The following is a 17,827-nucleotide window of genomic DNA, read 5'->3' as shown; positions in this document are numbered from 1 at the left end:
TTGAGGTTATAAAACCTCGGTCACTTTATTCTGGTCACAATTCGATGGGACTGAAATGTCTTTTGAAACAGCTAACTGTTTTTTCACTAATTGAGGGTCAAAATCATCTTGCTTTAACGCTTTGGCTAAACCAAACATATAAAGCAAAATAATGACTGAAAATGGTAAACCACATAACACCACAGCACTTTGCATGGAGTTAAAACTACCGGCTAAAAGTAAGCCAATACTTACAATGGTAATTACCACAGACCAAAAGACGCGTAACCAGATCGGTGAATCACTATCATTGGTGCCCCCTTTTGAGGACAAATTAGCGATCATTAGTGTACCAGAGCCAACTGGTGTCAAAAATAAAACGAAACAAATTACAACAACAATACCCGCAACGTACGGATTAAACGGCAGATATTCGAGTAATTTAAATAAAGATAATGCTGGATCAGTTAAGACCATATCACCTAATACTTTCTGTTTTTGCTGCAAGATAAAATAAATTGCAGTGTTTCCAAAAACCGAAATCCAAGCCAGTGTAAAGCCGAGTGGAATCAGGCATACACCTAATACTACTTCACGAATGGTACGTCCTTTTGAAATGCGGGCAATAAACATACCGACAAAAGGCGCCCATGCAATCCACCAAGCCCAATAAAATACAGTCCACGAACCCAACCAGCCACTGGCTTTTTGATTGTACAAATACATATCAAAACTTTTACCAATAAAGTTATTGAGATAATCGCCTGTATTTTGCACCAGACCATTTAATAAATGGTTTGTCGGACCCGTTAAAAATACAAATAAAAGTAAGGCATATAGCAGACGTAAATTAATACGCGACAACCACGCCAAACCTTTTTCAATACCCACCACTGTCGTAATCGTGGCAACGAACATCATGATGAGCACGGCAGTAATTAAGGTCGCAGAGTTATCCGGAATTTGCGGCAGTAAGTAACAAATGCCCGATACCAGCACCAACGCTCCGATTCCCAAGTTGGTGACCAAAGAAATGACCGTCGCTAAAATTCCAAAGCCATCGACAAAATCACCCACCAAGCCATGCACTCGCTCTCCAAAAATTGGGTAAAGCGCCGAGCGAAGTGCTAATGGCAAGTTTTGTCTGAAAGCAAAGTAACCTAAAGTAACTCCGAGCAATGCATAGAGCACCCAACCATGAATCCCCCAATGCAAAAAGCTATAAGTCATCGCATTACGGGCTGCCTGAATCGTTCCTGCCTCACCTTCTGGCGGTCTTAAAAAATGGTCAACAGGCTCGGCCACACCATAATAAAGTAGCGCAATACCAATCCCTGCCGAAAACAGCATTGAAGTCCAAGCCAAATAACTAAACTCTGGTTTGTCGTCATCTTTTCCCAAAGGAATCTGCCCCACTTTCGAAAAAGCGAGCCAACCAACAAAACCCAGACACAGCACAATAACTAGCATGTAATACCACCCAAAAAAGTGATTTACCTGCTCTTGTACATAGGTCAGCCAAAACTGACTTTTTTCTGGAAACAGCACAAAAAGTAGGCCAAAAATACCGATACTGATTGCTGAACTCCAAAATACGAAACGATTTAACCGAATATGGTCTGAAGAATATCCATCACTTTTCAACACCATCTTATTGCTCCTTGCAATCGGTGTATTTTTCTCAAAATAACGTGATAAGTAATGTACTTATGCGCATCATCCTATCCTTAAGAACCTTTGATTTCACCTCTTTATTTTTAGAAGCTTGTTCAAAAATTCATTGATTTTTACATATCATACTTGTTATTGATTGAACGTTCAATCAATAACAAGTATGATAAAAAAGTGCTATGATGCTCTGCAAGTTAACATGTTGAATTTTAAGCACCCATAAAAGTGCTGATGTGGACAACCATGACAAAACGCAGAGTAAAACCAGAACATGTGCGACGTGAAGAAATCATGAACGCTGCACTCGACGTAATTTATGAAGTGGGGTTATCCAATACCACCATTGCTCAAATTGCAAAAAAAGCCGAGCTGTCGACCGGCATTGTTAGCCATTATTTTGGCGACAAACAAGGGTTGATAAATACCTGTATGCAAGAAATGTTAAATGTTCTGCGTCGTAAAACCGAACAGTACAGAGCAGAAGCAGATTCGCATCCAGAGAGCCAGATTAAGGCCATTATCGACTCTAACTTTGACATTAGTCAGGTCAATGAAAAAGCAATGCGGGTCTGGTTGGACTTTTGGTCAGCAAGTATGCATGTACCAGACTTAAGCCGCTTACAAAAGATTAATGATCAACGCCTGTACTCCAACTTAAAGTTTTATTTTCTTAAGTTAATGGATGAACAACAGGCCAGTGTTGCCGCTAGAGGTTTGGCAGCATTGATTGATGGATTATGGTTACGAGGCAGTTTAAGCCGTCATAACGAATTTGACAGCAATCTTGCTCGTTCCATTGCTTACGATTATGTACAAACGCAATTGCAATTTGCGAACAAGCCTTTGCAGGAGAGACAAAATGAGTGATGTACAAGTTCATCAATTGTATATCCATGGACGCTACGTTAAAGCAACCAGTGGTAAAACATTTAATAGTATTAACCCTGCCAACGGCGAGACAATCGCGACTCTTCAACAAGCTTCTGAACAAGATATTGAAGCTGCTGTACAAAGTGCCCAACAAGGACAAAAAATCTGGGCTGCCATGACTGCCATGGAACGTTCACGTATTTTACGTCGTGCTGTCGACATTCTTCGTGAACGTAATGATGAGCTTGCCCGTCTTGAAACACTCGACACAGGTAAAGCTTTTAGCGAAACATCTACAGTCGATATTGTGACTGGCGCAGATGTACTCGAATACTACGCAGGACTTGCAACAGCCATTCAAGGTGAACAAGTTCCACTTCGCGAATCAAGTTTCTTTTATACACGCCGTGAACCGTTAGGTGTAGTTGCTGGTATTGGTGCTTGGAACTATCCAATTCAAATTGCTTTATGGAAATCTGCCCCTGCCCTTGCTGCGGGTAATGCCATGATTTTCAAACCAAGTGAAACCACTCCACTCACTGCATTTAAACTTGCAGAAATCTATACAGAAGCAGGCGTTCCAGACGGCGTATTTAACGTGGTGCAAGGTGCTGGTCGTGAAATCGGTCAGTGGCTGACTGAACATCCCGTGATTGAAAAAATCTCATTTACTGGTGGTGTGGAAACTGGCAAAAAAGTCATGGCAAGTGCTGCTGGCTCTACGCTAAAAGAAGTGACCATGGAACTCGGTGGTAAATCTCCACTGATTATTTGTGAAGATGCCGACCTCAACCGTGCCGCAGATATTGCAGTCATGGCGAACTTCTTTAGCTCAGGTCAGGTATGTACTAACGGTACACGCGTATTTGTTCCAAAATCACTTTTAGCTGACTTTGAAAAAGCGGTTGTAGAGCGTGTAAAACGTATTCGCATTGGCGATCCAATGGCTGAAGACACAAACTTCGGTCCGCTCACTAGCTTCCCTCATATGGAAAAAGTGTTGTCCTTCATTGAGTCAGGCAAACAACAAGGCGCTAAAGTGTTAATTGGTGGTGGCCGCGCAACTGAGGGCGAACTTGCCAAAGGCGCTTATGTACTACCGACAGTATTTAGTGACTGCACTGACCAGATGGCCATTGTTCAAGAAGAAATTTTTGGACCTGTCATGAGCATCTTAAGCTATGAAACCGAAGAAGAAGTCATCCGCCGTGCTAACGACACCACCTTTGGTTTAGCTGCTGGGGTTGTTACTCAAGACATCAGCCGTGCTCATCGCATTATTCACCAAATTGAAGCTGGTATTTGCTGGATTAACACTTGGGGCGAATCGCCTGCCGAGATGCCAGTCGGTGGCTATAAACAATCTGGTGTAGGCCGCGAAAATGGCTTAACTACGCTTGGGCACTATACCCGTATCAAATCTATTCAAGTTGAACTTGGCGATTATCAAAGCATTTTTTAATGCCTCAATCGCTGTAAAACCTTCAACCTAAATCACATATGCCGAGCAGTCTTTATAGATTGCTCAGGCAAACTGTTAGTAAAAAAAGGATAGTTATGAATATTAAAGAATATGATTACATTATTATTGGCGCAGGATCTGCCGGAAATGTACTCGCTGCGCGTCTTACTGAAGACAAAGATACCACCGTTTTACTGCTAGAAGCAGGTGGACCAGATTATCGCTTGGATTTCCGTACACAAATGCCGGCAGCTTTGGCCTACCCTCTTCAAGGTCGTCGCTATAACTGGGCTTATTTAACTGACCCAGAGCCACACATGAACAACCGTCGTATGGAGTGTGGTCGTGGTAAAGGCTTAGGTGGCTCATCTTTAATTAATGGTATGTGCTATATCCGCGGTAACGCAATGGATTTAGAACAATGGGCGACCCATAAAGGCCTTGAAAACTGGACTTATGCCGATTGTTTGCCTTACTACAAAAAAGCCGAGACTCGTGACATTGGTGGCAACGACTATCATGGTGATAGCGGCCCTGTATCAGTGGCTACACCAAAAAATGGCAACAATGTGCTATTCCATGCCATGGTTGAAGCAGGTGTACAGGCAGGTTACCCACGTACTGACGACTTAAATGGATACCAACAAGAAGGTTTTGGTCCAATGGACCGTACCGTTACGCCTAAAGGCCGTCGTTCAAGTACCGCACGTGGTTATTTGGATATGGCAAAAGGTCGTCCAAACCTCACTATTTTAACTCATGCGACGACCAACAAAATCTTGTTTAATCAAAAGCAAGCAATTGGTGTTGAATATATTATTGGTGCTGATCAAAACAACTTGCAACGTGCTTTGGTTAAACGTGAAGTATTACTGTGTGCAGGCGCAATTGCGTCACCGCAAATTTTACAGCGTTCAGGTGTAGGTCAAAGTACCTTTTTAAAATCAATGGACATTGATGTGGTTCATGATTTGCCGGGCGTGGGTGAAAACCTGCAAGACCATCTAGAAATGTACTTACAATATAAATGTAAGCAACCTGTTTCTTTATACCCTGCCTTGAAATGGTATAACCAACCTGCAATTGGTGCCGAGTGGTTATTTAACGGTACAGGTATTGGTGCAAGTAACCAGTTTGAAGCAGGCGGATTTATCCGTAGTTCGGATGAGTTTACATGGCCAAATATCCAGTATCATTTCTTGCCAGTTGCCATTAACTACAACGGTAGTAATGCAGTGAAAGAACATGGTTTCCAAGCACACGTAGGTTCAATGCGTTCGCCTTCACGTGGTCGAATCAAACTTAAATCGAAAGATCCATTTGAGCATCCAAGTATCTTGTTTAACTACATGTCGACTGAGCAAGACTGGCGCGAGTTCCGCGATGCAATTCGTATTACTCGTGAAATCATGCAGCAACCTGCGCTTGATCCATATCGTGGTGATGAAATTAGCCCGGGTAAACATTTGCAAACTGATGCAGAGCTTGATGACTTTGTTCGTAACCATGCAGAAACAGCTTACCATCCATCTTGTAGCTGCAAGATGGGTGAAGATGAAATGGCTGTTGTAGATGGTCAAGGTCGTGTACACGGTATGAAGGGTTTACGTGTAGTTGATGCCTCTATCATGCCACTCATTATTACCGGTAACTTAAACGCAACTACCATTATGATTGCCGAGAAAATTGCAGACCAAATTCGTGGACGCGAAGCGTTACCACGTTCAACTGCACCGTTCTATGTAGCATCATAAAATCTGAAAGGGCATATTTCTTATGCAGAGATATGCCCTTAATTTAATCTTTATAGAACCAATATTAATAAGAACAATGTATGACAGAAAATAAGCACTTACGAGCAGCTTATTTACATAAATATGGTATGAAATAAAAATTAATCGATTTTTATAGGCAAATATTCTTCAAATGATTTAACTTTAATCAAATTAAAATTATTAATTTAATTTCAAATGTTTAAATAAAAACAATGAGCTTAAATTATCTTTTTAAAGCTCAGTTTGGTTAAATATAAATCATATTTATGATTTTGATGAACCCCATTTATTATAAAAATTGTCTTGTCAATGCAAAATTAGTCTAAAATATAGAGTGTTTGCGATAATCCCAAGTAATTTTTATTTTTTTCGAAGTTCTCTAATTTTGAGAATTTACTTTCGCATTTATATCCGTTTTGTCTGGATACGCTGTCTAGGTTTCCTCACACCTTAAGTGACTCAAATAACTTATTTTAAGGTCCCCCTTACATGAAAAAGTTTTTGAAATACCTTCTGGTATTAATCATTCTTATTCTAATCGCAGGTATTGCATTCTTGTTTAGACCAACAACGTCAAAACAAGTTGAAACTGCAAAAGATGAGCCAGTTGTTGATGCTGTTCTTGTTGGCGGCGGCATCATGAGTGCCACTCTCGGTACTTATTTCACTGAGCTTGAACCAAACTGGCAAATTCGTATGTATGAACGTCTTGACCAAGTTGCTCAAGAAAGTTCAAACGGCTTTAACAATGCCGGAACAGGCCACTCTGGCTTTATGGAAATGAACTATACCGAAGAGAAAAACGGTAAGATGGAAATTGCCAAAGCTGAAAAAGTTGCTTCTCAATTTGAAGTTGCTAAACAGTTCTGGTCATATCAGGTAAAACAAGGCGTTTTAGCTGAACCAAAATCATTCATTAATCCAGTTCCACACATTGCTTTCGTTTGGGGCGATAACGTTCAATTCTTAGAAAAACGTTATGCTGCCATGATCCAAAGCCCGTTGTTCAAAGGTATGAAATTTACTGAAGACCCAGCTGTTATTAAACAATGGGCACCTTTAGTGATGAATGACCGAGACCCTAGTCAAAAAGTTGCAGCAACCCGTATGGATGTTGGCTCTGACGTGAACTATGGTTCAATCACTAAACAATTAGTAGGTCATTTAAATCAAAACCCGAATTTCAAATTACAGACATCAACCGAAGTGACTGGCATCAGCCAAAATGATGACAAAACTTGGACTGTGTCTTTCAAAAATTTGAAAACTGGTAAAGTAGATCACGTTAAAACACGTTTTGTATTTATCGGTGCAGGTGGTGCAGCAGTTAAATTATTGCAACTTACTGGTTTACCAGAAGCTAAACAATATGCTGGCTTCCCTGTTGGTGGTGAGTTCTTAATTACTGACAACCCAAAAATTACTGCTGAACACACAGCGAAAGTATATGGCCGTGCTGAACTTGGTGCGCCTCCAATGTCTGTACCACATATTGATACACGTTATATCGACGGTAAAAAATATGTATTGTTTGGACCATTTGCAACGTATTCAAACAAGTTCCTGAAAAATGGTTCTCAGCTTGATTTACTTGCATCAACAAACAAAAACAACGTTTTACCAATGACGACTGTTGGCTTGGAAAACCTTGATCTTGTTAAATACTTGGTGAGCCAAGTCATGATGTCAGATGAAGACCGTCTAAATGAACTTCGTAAATACTACCCAGATGCGAAAGCTGAAGACTGGCGTTTAAGCCAAGGTGGTCAACGTGTTCAGATCATTAAGAAAGAACCGGGTAAACCTGCAACACTTCAATTCGGTACAGAAATCTTTGCGTCTAAAGATGGTGCTGTAACTGCATTGTTAGGTGCGTCTCCGGGTGCTTCGACTTCTCCATACATCATGCTTAACTTGCTTGAAAAAGCTTTCCCTCAGCAAACTGAAGGTAAGTGGAACCAGAAGCTTCATGAAATTGTGGTTTCTTATAAACAAGACTTAAGCAAAGATCCTGTGTTACTCGACAAAGTTCGTCAGTACACAAGTTCTACACTTGGCTTGAACTATACATCTCCGTTCAAAGCTGCAAACGATGAAACTGCTGCTGCCCCAGTTGCAAAGGCAAACTAAGTTTGACGATGTATAAGTAAAATACCAAAAGGATGAATTTCGATTCGTCCTTTTGTTTTTTAAGCCCTCACTTGAGATATTTAGATTCGCTATGACGCCTTTAAAATCATCACCTCGCCTCTTGTCATTATGTTTTAAGCTTGTGCTTTTTTTGCTGCTGGCTTATCTTTTGGTAAGCGGGTTTTATATGTGGATGATTGGCGGTACAGCAATTTACATCAGCTCAGCCGTACTACTTGCCATCACCGCGTATGCATTTAAGCTCGGTAAATATCAAAAGCTATGTTCTGTTTTAAATCTGCTCATCAGTGCAGCGGCGTTATATTTCAGTACTGCTCATTTATTTTTCTCCCCTGTTCAATTCTTTATATTTTTACCTGCCTTATTTTTTGTACTGTTAGCTTTTGCTCGCCTAGAAAAAGTTCACAGCTTGTCTAAAGTTTTAATATTCATCAGTTTATTAATTTGGTCAGGCATACACTTTATGCAGCTTGAACAGCTTAAAGCGTATTATAAAACGCAGCATACTGGTGAAAGTTGGCAACAATATGGCGCGTTATAAGATTATTTTTTAGTCTATATTTTCAAATAAATACGTAATCTTTTTCACATGAAGTTCATCAGTAAAACTGAACATGATCTACAGAATTCCTTTTAAGAAAAAATATTCATAACAATCTAATTTATTTAGAAATATATCGAGCATATTCGCGATTGAACACAATCCATCTACACGCTAGATTAACTCAATTATTTTTTCTCCCTTTATGTTGTAATTTATGAAGATTTTAGATGGCGGTTTAGGCCGTGAATTGGCCCGTCGTGGTGCTCCGTTTCGTCAACCAGAGTGGTCTGCGCTTGCACTCATTGAAGCACCAGAAACAGTAAAAGAAGTACATCTTGATTTTATCAATGCTGGTTCAGAAGTGATTACCACCAATAACTATGCTGTTGTGCCATTTCATATTGGACAAGAACGCTTTGAAACTGACGGTGTGCGTTTAATTAAAGTTGCAATTGAACAGGCAAAAAATGCAGTTAAAGAAAGCGGCAAAAATGTCAAAATCGCGGGCTGCTTACCACCGTTATTTGGCTCTTACCGTGCAGACCTGTTTCAACCTGAACAAGCTAAAAACCTTGCAGAACCCATCATTAATACCTTGGCACCGGAAGTAGATTTTTGGTTAGCAGAAACCCAATCATGCTTAAAAGAAGTCGAAACAGTCCATGCGTTATTACCACAAGATGGTAAAGACTATTGGGTGTCATTTACGCTGCAAGATGAGATTAAACAAGAACAAGCATTACTTCGTTCAGGCGAAAATATGCAACAAGTGGCTAATTTCATCAAACAATCAAATGCCAAAGCAGTATTGTTTAACTGCTGCCAACCTGAAGTGATCTTGCAAGCAATTAATGAAATTAAAGGACTCATTCCAGAGTCTGTACAAATTGGTGCTTACGCCAATGCTTTCCCACCGCAAGATGAAAGCGCTACTGCCAACGATGGTCTCGATGAAATTCGTAAAGACTTAGATGCTCCAGCTTATCTTGGTTTTGCTAAACAATGGCAGCAAGCAGGTGCAAGTTTAGTGGGTGGTTGTTGTGGTATCGGACCAGAACACATTGCTGAACTTTCTCAATTTTTTAAAGAATAAATACCATGTCTGCTGCCAAAATCGGATTATTGTCTCTTACAGCGCTGGTCTTTAGTTCTATGGTGGGGTCAGGCGTATTTAGCCTTCCCCAAAATATGGCTCAAGTTGCCAACGGCTCTGCCCTTCTTGTTGCATGGCTCATTACCGGGGTCGGCATTATTTTCTTGGCTCTCTCGCTATTACATTTAACGCGTCAACGACCAGACCTTGACGGCGGTATTTATAACTATGCACGCGAAGGCTTTGGAGACCTGATCGGGTTTTGCTCGGCGTGGGGTTATTGGTTGTGTACTACCATTGGTATTGTGGGTTATGTGGTGATTGCCTTTTCAGGCATTGGTATGTTTACCGACAGCAAAGACCATATTATTTTTGGTGAAGGTAATACGCTCTATTCACTGATTGGCTCAAGCATTTTTGTATGGCTGGTACACTGGTTAGTGAGTCGAGGCATTAAAGAAGCTGCGATTGTGAATTTACTGGCAACCATTGCCAAAATCATTCCAATGGTGGTTTTCATCTTCTTTACCTTCATTGCCTTTAAGTTTGATCTATTCAAACTCAACTTACATGACTTTTCTTTGCAAGTTCCACTTTGGCAGCAAGTGAAAGACCTAATGTTGATTACCCTTTGGGTATTTACCGGTATTGAAGGAGCAGTGGTTTTATCATCGCGTGCAAAAAAACGTCATGACATTGGCAAAGCAACTATTTTAGGTGTTTTGCTGGCATTAAGTTTTTACGTGATGGTGACAGTATTGGCTTATGGTGTGGCAAGCCGTGAAGCGCTTGCAGGCATGCATAACCCATCTATGGCGACCATTTTACAGCAACTGATCGGCTTGCCGGGTACCATCATTATTACCATCGGGTTGATTATTTCAGTTGCATCGTCTTATTTAAGTTGGACCTTATTTGCCACTGAAATTCCATTTTTAGCTGCAAAAAATGGTGCTTTCCCGAAATTATTTTTAAAGAATAATCAAAATAATGTACCGATTTCATCACTTTGGTTGACGACGCTTGTGGTACAAGGGTCTTTAATTGCCGTGTATTTTTTCAATAAAAATTACACTCAACTTTTATTGATTTCATCAGTCATGATTTTGCTGCCTTATTTTCTGGTGTCAGCTTTTTACCTTAAAGAATCCATTCGCCATAAACGCACACCGCATATTGCGATTGCAAGTGTCGCTTCAATCTATGCACTTTGGTTACTCTATGCAGCAGGTTTAGACTTACTGCTTTTGTCTGGTGTGTTGTACTTGGTCGGCTTGGTTATTTTTTCAATCAGCTACTTTGAGCATAAAAAATCGCTCAAACAAAATCAGTTAAATTAATTATTTCAACCACTGTTGACCTAGTTCAGCAGTGGTTTTCTAAAAACAAAAATTTCTATTTTGAAGGCTGCGACTGCTTTAAATGCAATCGTAAAATACGGCGTAATTCTAAAATTGCCTCTGGGCTATTTTGAATTGAATGGCCACCTTTAATAATCAGCTCTGACTGCTCCCCACCCAAATGTGAACTTTGATAAGGCACAATCCCATCACTGCTTTTTAACTTATCTGTTGTCCCGTTAATATTGCCCATAATCGAGTGATAGACCACTTGGGGCGATGGTTGAATGGCTTGAGTCAACTGCATAAAGTTAGAAGAGCGACTTAAATTACTCGCCCCATTTTCAATTAAGCCTTTTCTGAGTTTGGTATTTTTCTCATCTCTCATTTCGACCGCAATAAAAAAGTCAGCCGGTAAACGAATAATACGGCGGGCAATTTGGGTAAACCATCGATCAGCGTAGTCTGTACCATGATGCGGTGCCGAAACAAAAACAACTCGATTAAAATATGGCAAAGCCTTGAACTGAAAACGCTCACGAATGATCGGATTTTCTTTTAAACGATTTAACTGCGCTTCATTCATTTTTTGCATGGCTTGCTCTGAAACATCGGCATTACTCACCAATAAACGGCTAATCACGCCGCCCATACTATGCCCGACCAACACTGCATCGTGTGCAGCATAGCTATCTTTAGCAACGTTTTGAAAAGCTTGATTCAACAATGAATAAATCTGAAAACGACTTTCAAAAATCGGCATGTTGGTTGAATAAAACACTTGCCAAACTTGATAGTTTTTCCTTAATTCAGCATCGCCCATAATGTCATTGGTTAGACTCACCCACGCCTCTGGGCTACTAGCTAAACCATGAACAAACACAATAATTTTCTTATTCGGGTTAAAGGGCTCCAGCATATATAAATGTGGCATGATTAAATTGGCTTCTTTATTAATTAAAGACCAATAACCTGCCGCACCTAAATTATATTTCGACAACCAAAGCCCATAAGGAGCCGAATAGTTTGCAGTCAGTGGATAGTCCACACCTTCAATTTTTACACGGTCTTGTCGATATGGATCGAACATTGAAATTTCTAACTCTGCCCCAGCAATGACCTGATCGGCTGTGGCTTTTTGTTTTGGGTATGCAATCGCAGTAGCTGGAAAGAAGCGTGGTAAATGAATATTAGGGTTGGCTTGGCGAGCATAAAAATTATCGGGGTCTAAAATGAAGCCGTGATTCACATCATTTTCTTTACGTCCAACAATAAACTCTGCCCCCAAACCATCCTTACGGTTAACGGTATTAAAACCAGAAAAGTTCATGTTATAGCTGGAGCGAAAAGTATCGACTTCAATTTTTTGTACATCTAACGCGTGGTCAAAATTGACGTGGTACTCATGCCCATCTGCTTTCAGCAATGGCGGAAAACGATGTGTATTTAAATGATTAAAATACGTGGTCATAAGCTTTGACAAGGCCACGTTATAAAAAATACGTACCTGATTTTGGCGATGGTCAAACACCCGATCAAACGGCGACTCTTCAGAATCAAATAAATAGACATAACTATAGCGCAAGCTTTTATCGAACAGCGCTAACTCTTGCTCAACGCAACTCTTACTTTTATTAATAACATGACACTGGCTACTACGCCCGACATCTAAAGCTTTTGCCAAGTAAATTTCACTCAGCGCAGCATAGCGTTCTTCTCGGCTACTATTTTCGGACAAGCTCTGAATTTTCTTTAAACAATCATCAAAATTTTGCAGGCAAGTTTTTTCATCTTCTTTGACCAAATACAGTAAGTTTTGGGTTTGATGGCTTAAGGTGCCATCGGTCAGAATACTTTCATTCTTACTTTTTAAAGCATTGCTTAAATTACTTTCTTTTAAATGAATGACCTGACAGCCACTGAGCAAAGCCATTATTGTTATGATTGAATAATGGTAAGACTTTGTCATTCTGCCTTCCTTAATCGAATGTATTCCCCATCTGGTCATTATGCCTGTAAAGCAGTGAACGAACAATTTCGACTCCGCTTCCGTCTTCCTTTATTTCAAAAAAAAGCCTGAACTCATTTTAATTCAGGCTTTTTTGTTATTTTTTCAAATCAAGCTTGGTTGAACTTTTGCTGTGAAGCTAAATAAGAGAAATACAAAATTGGTAAGATAAACGGCGCTACACTCCAGAAATCAAAATAGACATAGAGGATCGCCCCTAAGAAAGCACCAATCACAAAACCAATTACAATACTGGCGCTTTTTAGAAAACTTGCCCGATTGGCTGCATTATTGTTTTTAAGTAAGTTGGCAATATCAATCCCGAGCTGGGTAGTGTTACCTGTCATCATGGTGCTTGGGCTAATATTTTTAATAAGGGTTTTGCTTGAAGTATTACGAATAGCCAAAGCAATTAAACCCAGTCCTCCTGTTACTGCAACTGTTAGCGCATCCGGATCTTTAAATGGTTCGAAGTAAAGCCCTGCCACCATAAAAGCACATAGAAAAATAGCTTCAAATAAAAATAAATAAGACAGTGTTTTGTGCTTGACCTGACTGCGGTCAATTAATAGTTTGGTAATGACAACAGTCAAAATAAATAGTGGAATTGCTGCGAGCTTTATCCATAACCCCGAGCCACCTTTAATCCATGCTGCCCCTGCCAACACTAAGTTTCCCGTCACATGCGCGGTGAAAAAACCAAACAATGCAATAAAACCAATAGTATCAATTGCCCCACCCACCATGGTGAGTAAAACAGGATCTCGACATATTGCCCAGGTACTTTCTGTGTCTTTTTTAATTGGGGTATCTGTCATATAAAATATCCTGTTAAATTAAAACTTTAAAGCAATTAAGTTGCATATAAATGATTTAAAAATGAATAATACTAAAGCGTTTATGAAAGCAAAAAACTATGTAAAAAAATAGGGTGCGTAATGTCGTAACACTGTCTTTAAAATGGCAACAATCAAAATTGACTATTTTTAAAACACTAAACTGTTCTCATCCTTAAATCAATTTGACCTCCAAAACTGTTCTAACTATGATGAAGCCGCTAGTTGAAATCAACTGGTTTTGGACCTGAAAAAGTTATGCCAGAATATGGATAATCAATAACAATAATCACGAGTAGATATATGTCACTTTATAATTTTTCAGTTTTTTTAGGGGGATTATTATTTGTATCTGTTGCCTTCGCGGGTCAAAAAAACAGTCCTCATCGTGATTTTTATTTGAAATGTATTGCGGCTGGTCATAGCCGTGCAAGCTGTACCTGCATTTATCATCGTTTAGAACGCCAATACTCACCTAAATTTATGAATAAACTTGGAAGTTTAAGTTTACAAAGCCCTGAAATACCGCGTAATTTTGTAAAATCCATGATGCGTACCATGCAAAAATGCCAGTCATAATTTTATTTTTTAAGCCACATCCACGCCAATACCCCTGCCATACATAAAATTGCTGGATAGACAAACCACGGATGTGGAATAATCCAAATCATCAGTCCCGCAGCCAGACTCATACTTAAGGTCGAGATGTATTTCGCCTTTTTGGGAATACGACGATGTTCTTGCCACACACGAATGAGTGGGCCGACATAGCGATGATTTCGAAACCATTGATGGAGTTTTTCAGAACCTCGAGCAGCAAAGAAAACCGCCAAAATTATAAAATCAACGGTAGGTAAACCCGGAATAAAAATCCCCAATATGCCAAGTGCAATACACAACCAAGCCAAACCAATAAACACCCAACGTGCCCAAACAGAACGGGCAAGCTTACTGACTGGTTGAGCGGGTGCTAACGACTGCTCATGTTTTACGATTACATTTACTTGATTGAGTTTATCCATATCGGGTATTCCCTTTATCCACTTTTTATTATTTCAATTCATCAAGCTGATCAAGCGCTTGACCAAAATATCCAAAGGCATCTAAAGCTCCTTGAACGACTCGGTCTTGCTGGGTTTGGTCAAAGCCTGCTTCATCCAGTGCTTTTACAAAACGTTTCCAGACTTTAGCGCGCCCTTCGGGATATGCCGCTAAATTACGTGCAGCAAACGTTTCAGAAAAACCTAAATGCTTTTGAGCTTCTTTAAATAAAAATGCGGCCCCTAAAGTTGAACCTTCAGACACATAAATCCAGCCTAAAGCTTCGGGTAGCTGTACGTTTTCACTCTGTAATTGCTGCCCGTTGGGTTGAATACCTAAATCATTTAAATCGGCAAGTGCTTGTTTTGAGCGGCCACGAATGTCTAAGTCCGGAATCAGTCCAGCTACACCCTCTTTTTCAAAAAGATGTTCAATTTCACGCTGAAAGTAATATTGAGACAAAGTAAATTGCGCGTATTTTTCTTTACTTGAAAACACCTTTGCCTCTGACATTAATTGATGCATACGTTCGTGTTCAGCAGCAGTTTCTTGTTTCAAACGTAAAGACAAACTGTTGCTAATGATTTGTTCTGTAGATGAATTCATCATCTTTCTCCTGCAAAATAGATATTACTCATCGGTTAGCGGCCCCGATTGAGTTTGAGTTGGACTGGAAAATCCACAACGATGGTCACGGCTCCACCGTTAATTTTGTGGGGTTTAAATCTGGATTTACGTGCAGCTTGCATGACCCGTTCATCAAGGCTTTGAATGCCCGAACTTTGACGTAATTGAATGTTGATTGGCTGCCCTTTTTCATTAATGCGAATCCGAAGCTCAACCAAACGATTTTGTTGTTTTAACTCACGGTCATCATAGTCAAGCCCACCAAAACTCAGCACATCCACGCTACTCACCTGAACAACGTCATCGTGTTCAACTTGAGTGCTAGGGGTTTTGGAATATTCTTGCTGCATTGCGGGTGTTTTGACCCCACCACTTTTAGTTTCACTATTGGCGTTTTGTGTCAACTGCTCAGTTTGCGTTTGTTCAAAGTCTGTCGAACTCAGTTTTTTATCGGTATGAGTCACCAGCTTTTCTGTACGCTGCGCTGGTTGGAGTGAAGTTGAATTATTTAAAGTCGTTTTTGATTGTACTTGCTGTTTGTCATTTAAATTATTTTGCACGGCCTCTTTAGAAGCAGTTTTTGACGCTAATGTTTGAACATCTGTAGGCGAGTTTTTTGGCTGATCGGGCGCATGAGATACCGAACTGTTTAAAGTAGATTGAGGCGTTACACTATTTTTAGGTTGGCTTTCAGTCTTTTCAACCGATGGCTTTTTAGCAGGTGCCAATGATACAAAACTTACTTTTAATGCATCTACTTTGGGTGATGCTTTAAAAGTATATGGTTCAATTAAATGACTCAGCATCCAGACAGCGAACACATGCAGTCCAATCACCACCACTACGGTTAAACATTTATAAAAGTGCTTCGACGCTTGTGGTAAAGGCAACATAACAATCGGCTTATGTGTAAGGAATAATGATTTTGATTTCATGGCTTATTCCCTAAAAACGATGCTCAAGCTTGAGACTAATGTGGTGTTTATCGTAGGAATACAGCCAATCAACATTGCTTTTATTATGGTTATAGCGATAGGTTAAATTAGGCGTCATGCCATAAAACTCAAAGCGAGGCATTTGCATAACAAAGGTATAGTTTTGTTCAAAATCATGACGACGGGCCAAATAACCTACAGCATATTTATCAAACTGACGCCAACGGTAAGAACTCAATAACGTAGTGTTAAAACCAGTACTCCAATTTTTGGTTACACCTAACCGCGCACCTTGCTGTTCATAGGCAGCTACATATTTTTCTTTTGCAGAATTATCGACTACATCTAGACCACCAAAAACAGTCCACTGGTCTGGAAAAATTTTCCAGAAGGTGGCAAAAGCTGAATTTTCTATACCATCAAAGCTTTTATATTTCTGATAATTAAAATCTTTACTCTCAGCTTCAAGCTTGAAGGCTTTATCTGCCGAGATAAAATGCATCCATTCGGCACGCGCGCCCCAGGCATTGTAAAGACCATCATTGCCATAACGTTTATGTTCAAAAAGCGGACTCACCCCAATTTGATTTTTTAAGTCAAAGTAGCTGTAGCCTGCATTAATGTTAATGGTAGATTCATTAAATGCCGCGTGGTCGTTATAGGACTGTCCAAACGCCAGCGCACGTAAAGCCACGCCATGATGGCCTTCAATCGCATAGCGTTTAATCAGACTGGCTTCGTAATCTAAACCCGTTGCTGACTCAGCTTTTTGCTTTTCACTAGTAATTTTCTGCCCCCCAATAATATTACCTTTATTATCTGTCTGATAAGACATCCAAGTTTTAGTCTGTTTAGAGGCACTATTTAAATTACTGACATAGGTATAACCCGCTGAAACCGAGCCTTGCCAAGAGTCTCGTTTTTTTAATGCCTGAACAAAGGTATTCACTGTTGTTAAAACCCCAGATGGAATTACCGCAGGATCACTTTGTTTCAGTTGGTCTTGAATGGAAATAAAAAGGCGTGCTGCTTCCTTATTCTTCTGTTGTTCAAACAGCACGCGCGCTAACTCAAGTTCACAAATTAAATTATGAGGTTGTTGTTTTAGGCTGCTTTGAAATTTTTGTTCAGCCAATTTCAGTTGACCCTGAGAACGTGCAACTGCCCCTTCGGCAAAGTCGGTTAAAGCCCGATCGTAGCCAACATATTTCTTATAATGTTCTAAATAAACCGTGGCTTTGAGCCACTGTTTTTGCATGACTGCCAAATATAACGCCTTGGCAAGATCATTCGGGTTTGGCTCAACACTATATTCTTGTCCATTAATTTGAAGTTTTGGTAATTGCTCGGTACTACGAATGGTTCCCTGTTCGTGAAACTGGCGCTGTTCTTGTAAAAGCGTTTGGTCCAAGCTTTGATTGAGACGAAGCTGTGTGTCTTCGTCGGCATATAAAAATGGACAACTCAACAATGTCAGACAGCACAAAAGCGTTCG

Annotated in this window: 15 protein-coding genes; 8 read left to right on the top strand and 7 right to left on the bottom strand. The window is 40.0% G+C overall.

Annotated features, from left to right (window positions below; genetic code table 11):
• Positions 1-6: 6 nt before the first annotated feature.
• A complete protein-coding gene (locus tag J663_RS06115; protein WP_002117782.1) occupies positions 7-1,629 on the bottom strand; it encodes a BCCT family transporter in 1,623 nt (540 codons plus the stop codon).
• Between the two features lie 264 nt (positions 1,630-1,893).
• On the opposite strand from J663_RS06115, the gene betI reads away from it, so the two are divergent.
• From betI to J663_RS06080, 7 genes are all read left to right on the top strand, one after another.
• Positions 1,894-2,517: a transcriptional regulator BetI gene (gene betI, locus J663_RS06110; RefSeq protein WP_005070763.1), complete on the top strand. Its 624-nt coding sequence runs from the start codon at positions 1,894-1,896 to the stop codon at positions 2,515-2,517.
• Positions 2,510-3,982, top strand: a complete 1,473-nt coding sequence (gene betB / locus J663_RS06105; RefSeq protein ID WP_005075388.1) for a betaine-aldehyde dehydrogenase — start codon at positions 2,510-2,512, stop codon at positions 3,980-3,982. The genes betI and betB overlap by 8 nt, the downstream gene beginning before the upstream one ends.
• Positions 3,983-4,077: 95 nt before the next feature.
• A complete protein-coding gene (betA, locus tag J663_RS06100) occupies positions 4,078-5,736 on the top strand; it encodes a choline dehydrogenase (protein WP_033848534.1) in 1,659 nt (552 codons plus the stop codon).
• A 510-nt stretch (positions 5,737-6,246) separates the two neighbouring features.
• Positions 6,247-7,887 (top strand): malate dehydrogenase (quinone), encoded by a 1,641-nt coding sequence (gene mqo / locus J663_RS06095; RefSeq protein ID WP_032052492.1) that lies wholly within the window; start codon positions 6,247-6,249, stop codon positions 7,885-7,887.
• Positions 7,888-7,978: 91 nt separating this feature from the next.
• Positions 7,979-8,449, top strand: coding sequence for a hypothetical protein (locus J663_RS06090; RefSeq protein ID WP_068972714.1), 471 nt, complete (start codon positions 7,979-7,981; stop codon positions 8,447-8,449).
• Positions 8,450-8,666: 217 nt separating this feature from the next.
• The gene (locus J663_RS06085) at positions 8,667-9,545 is read left to right on the top strand and encodes a homocysteine S-methyltransferase family protein (RefSeq protein ID WP_032056883.1); all 879 of its coding nucleotides are present in this window, start codon (positions 8,667-8,669) and stop codon (positions 9,543-9,545) included.
• 5 nt (positions 9,546-9,550) lie between these two features.
• Entirely contained in the window at positions 9,551-10,885 is a 1,335-nt protein-coding gene (locus J663_RS06080; protein ID WP_033848531.1) for a basic amino acid/polyamine antiporter, read from the top strand.
• 55 nt (positions 10,886-10,940) lie between these two features.
• Here J663_RS06080 and J663_RS06075 read toward each other — a convergent pair whose 3' ends face one another.
• Positions 10,941-12,854, bottom strand: coding sequence for an alpha/beta fold hydrolase (locus tag J663_RS06075; protein WP_033848528.1), 1,914 nt, complete (start codon positions 12,852-12,854; stop codon positions 10,941-10,943).
• A 149-nt stretch (positions 12,855-13,003) separates the two neighbouring features.
• Positions 13,004-13,711: a YoaK family protein gene (locus tag J663_RS06070; protein WP_033848527.1), complete on the bottom strand. Its 708-nt coding sequence runs from the start codon at positions 13,709-13,711 to the stop codon at positions 13,004-13,006.
• 321 nt (positions 13,712-14,032) lie between these two features.
• Between J663_RS06070 and J663_RS06065 the strand changes: the two genes are divergently transcribed.
• Positions 14,033-14,308 carry a hypothetical protein gene (locus tag J663_RS06065; RefSeq protein WP_033848525.1) on the top strand — a complete coding sequence of 92 codons (276 nt, stop codon included), beginning with the start codon at positions 14,033-14,035 and terminating at the stop codon, positions 14,306-14,308.
• Positions 14,309-14,310: 2 nt separating this feature from the next.
• Here J663_RS06065 and J663_RS06060 read toward each other — a convergent pair whose 3' ends face one another.
• The 4 genes from J663_RS06060 to J663_RS06045 are packed head-to-tail and all read right to left on the bottom strand — an operon-like array spanning position 14,311 to position 17,809.
• On the bottom strand, positions 14,311-14,751 hold the full coding sequence (locus J663_RS06060; protein ID WP_033848523.1) for a YbaN family protein: 441 nt from the start codon (positions 14,749-14,751) through the stop codon (positions 14,311-14,313).
• A 28-nt stretch (positions 14,752-14,779) separates the two neighbouring features.
• Complete coding sequence (locus J663_RS06055; protein WP_002000381.1) at positions 14,780-15,379, bottom strand: biliverdin-producing heme oxygenase; 600 nt, start codon at positions 15,377-15,379, stop codon at positions 14,780-14,782.
• 32 nt (positions 15,380-15,411) lie between these two features.
• Positions 15,412-16,332: an energy transducer TonB family protein gene (locus J663_RS06050; protein WP_033848519.1), complete on the bottom strand. Its 921-nt coding sequence runs from the start codon at positions 16,330-16,332 to the stop codon at positions 15,412-15,414.
• 10 nt (positions 16,333-16,342) lie between these two features.
• Positions 16,343-17,809, bottom strand: a complete 1,467-nt coding sequence (locus J663_RS06045) for a porin family protein (RefSeq protein WP_081404651.1) — start codon at positions 17,807-17,809, stop codon at positions 16,343-16,345.
• Between the last annotated feature and the right edge of the window lie 18 nt (positions 17,810-17,827).

This window comes from Acinetobacter sp. 826659, assembly GCF_000588515.1.
Taxonomy (GTDB): Bacteria; Pseudomonadota; Gammaproteobacteria; order Pseudomonadales; family Moraxellaceae; genus Acinetobacter; species Acinetobacter pittii.
This window is presented reverse-complemented; position numbering and strand designations above follow the sequence as displayed.

Bases quoted from the DNA above. Each gene is read 5' to 3' on its own strand.
- J663_RS06115 (WP_002117782.1), bottom strand. From the start codon at position 1,629: ATGGTGTTGAAAAGTGATGGATATTCTTCAGACCATATTCGGTTAAAT.
- betI (WP_005070763.1), top strand. From the start codon at position 1,894: ATGACAAAACGCAGAGTAAAACCAGAACATGTGCGACGTGAAGAAATC.
- betB (WP_005075388.1), top strand. From the start codon at position 2,510: ATGAGTGATGTACAAGTTCATCAATTGTATATCCATGGACGCTACGTT.
- betA (WP_033848534.1), top strand. From the start codon at position 4,078: ATGAATATTAAAGAATATGATTACATTATTATTGGCGCAGGATCTGCC.
- mqo (WP_032052492.1), top strand. From the start codon at position 6,247: ATGAAAAAGTTTTTGAAATACCTTCTGGTATTAATCATTCTTATTCTA.
- J663_RS06090 (WP_068972714.1), top strand. From the start codon at position 7,979: ATGACGCCTTTAAAATCATCACCTCGCCTCTTGTCATTATGTTTTAAG.
- J663_RS06085 (WP_032056883.1), top strand. From the start codon at position 8,667: ATGAAGATTTTAGATGGCGGTTTAGGCCGTGAATTGGCCCGTCGTGGT.
- J663_RS06080 (WP_033848531.1), top strand. From the start codon at position 9,551: ATGTCTGCTGCCAAAATCGGATTATTGTCTCTTACAGCGCTGGTCTTT.
- J663_RS06075 (WP_033848528.1), bottom strand. From the start codon at position 12,854: ATGACAAAGTCTTACCATTATTCAATCATAACAATAATGGCTTTGCTC.
- J663_RS06070 (WP_033848527.1), bottom strand. From the start codon at position 13,711: ATGACAGATACCCCAATTAAAAAAGACACAGAAAGTACCTGGGCAATA.
- J663_RS06065 (WP_033848525.1), top strand. From the start codon at position 14,033: ATGTCACTTTATAATTTTTCAGTTTTTTTAGGGGGATTATTATTTGTA.
- J663_RS06060 (WP_033848523.1), bottom strand. From the start codon at position 14,751: ATGGATAAACTCAATCAAGTAAATGTAATCGTAAAACATGAGCAGTCG.
- J663_RS06055 (WP_002000381.1), bottom strand. From the start codon at position 15,379: ATGATGAATTCATCTACAGAACAAATCATTAGCAACAGTTTGTCTTTA.
- J663_RS06050 (WP_033848519.1), bottom strand. From the start codon at position 16,332: ATGAAATCAAAATCATTATTCCTTACACATAAGCCGATTGTTATGTTG.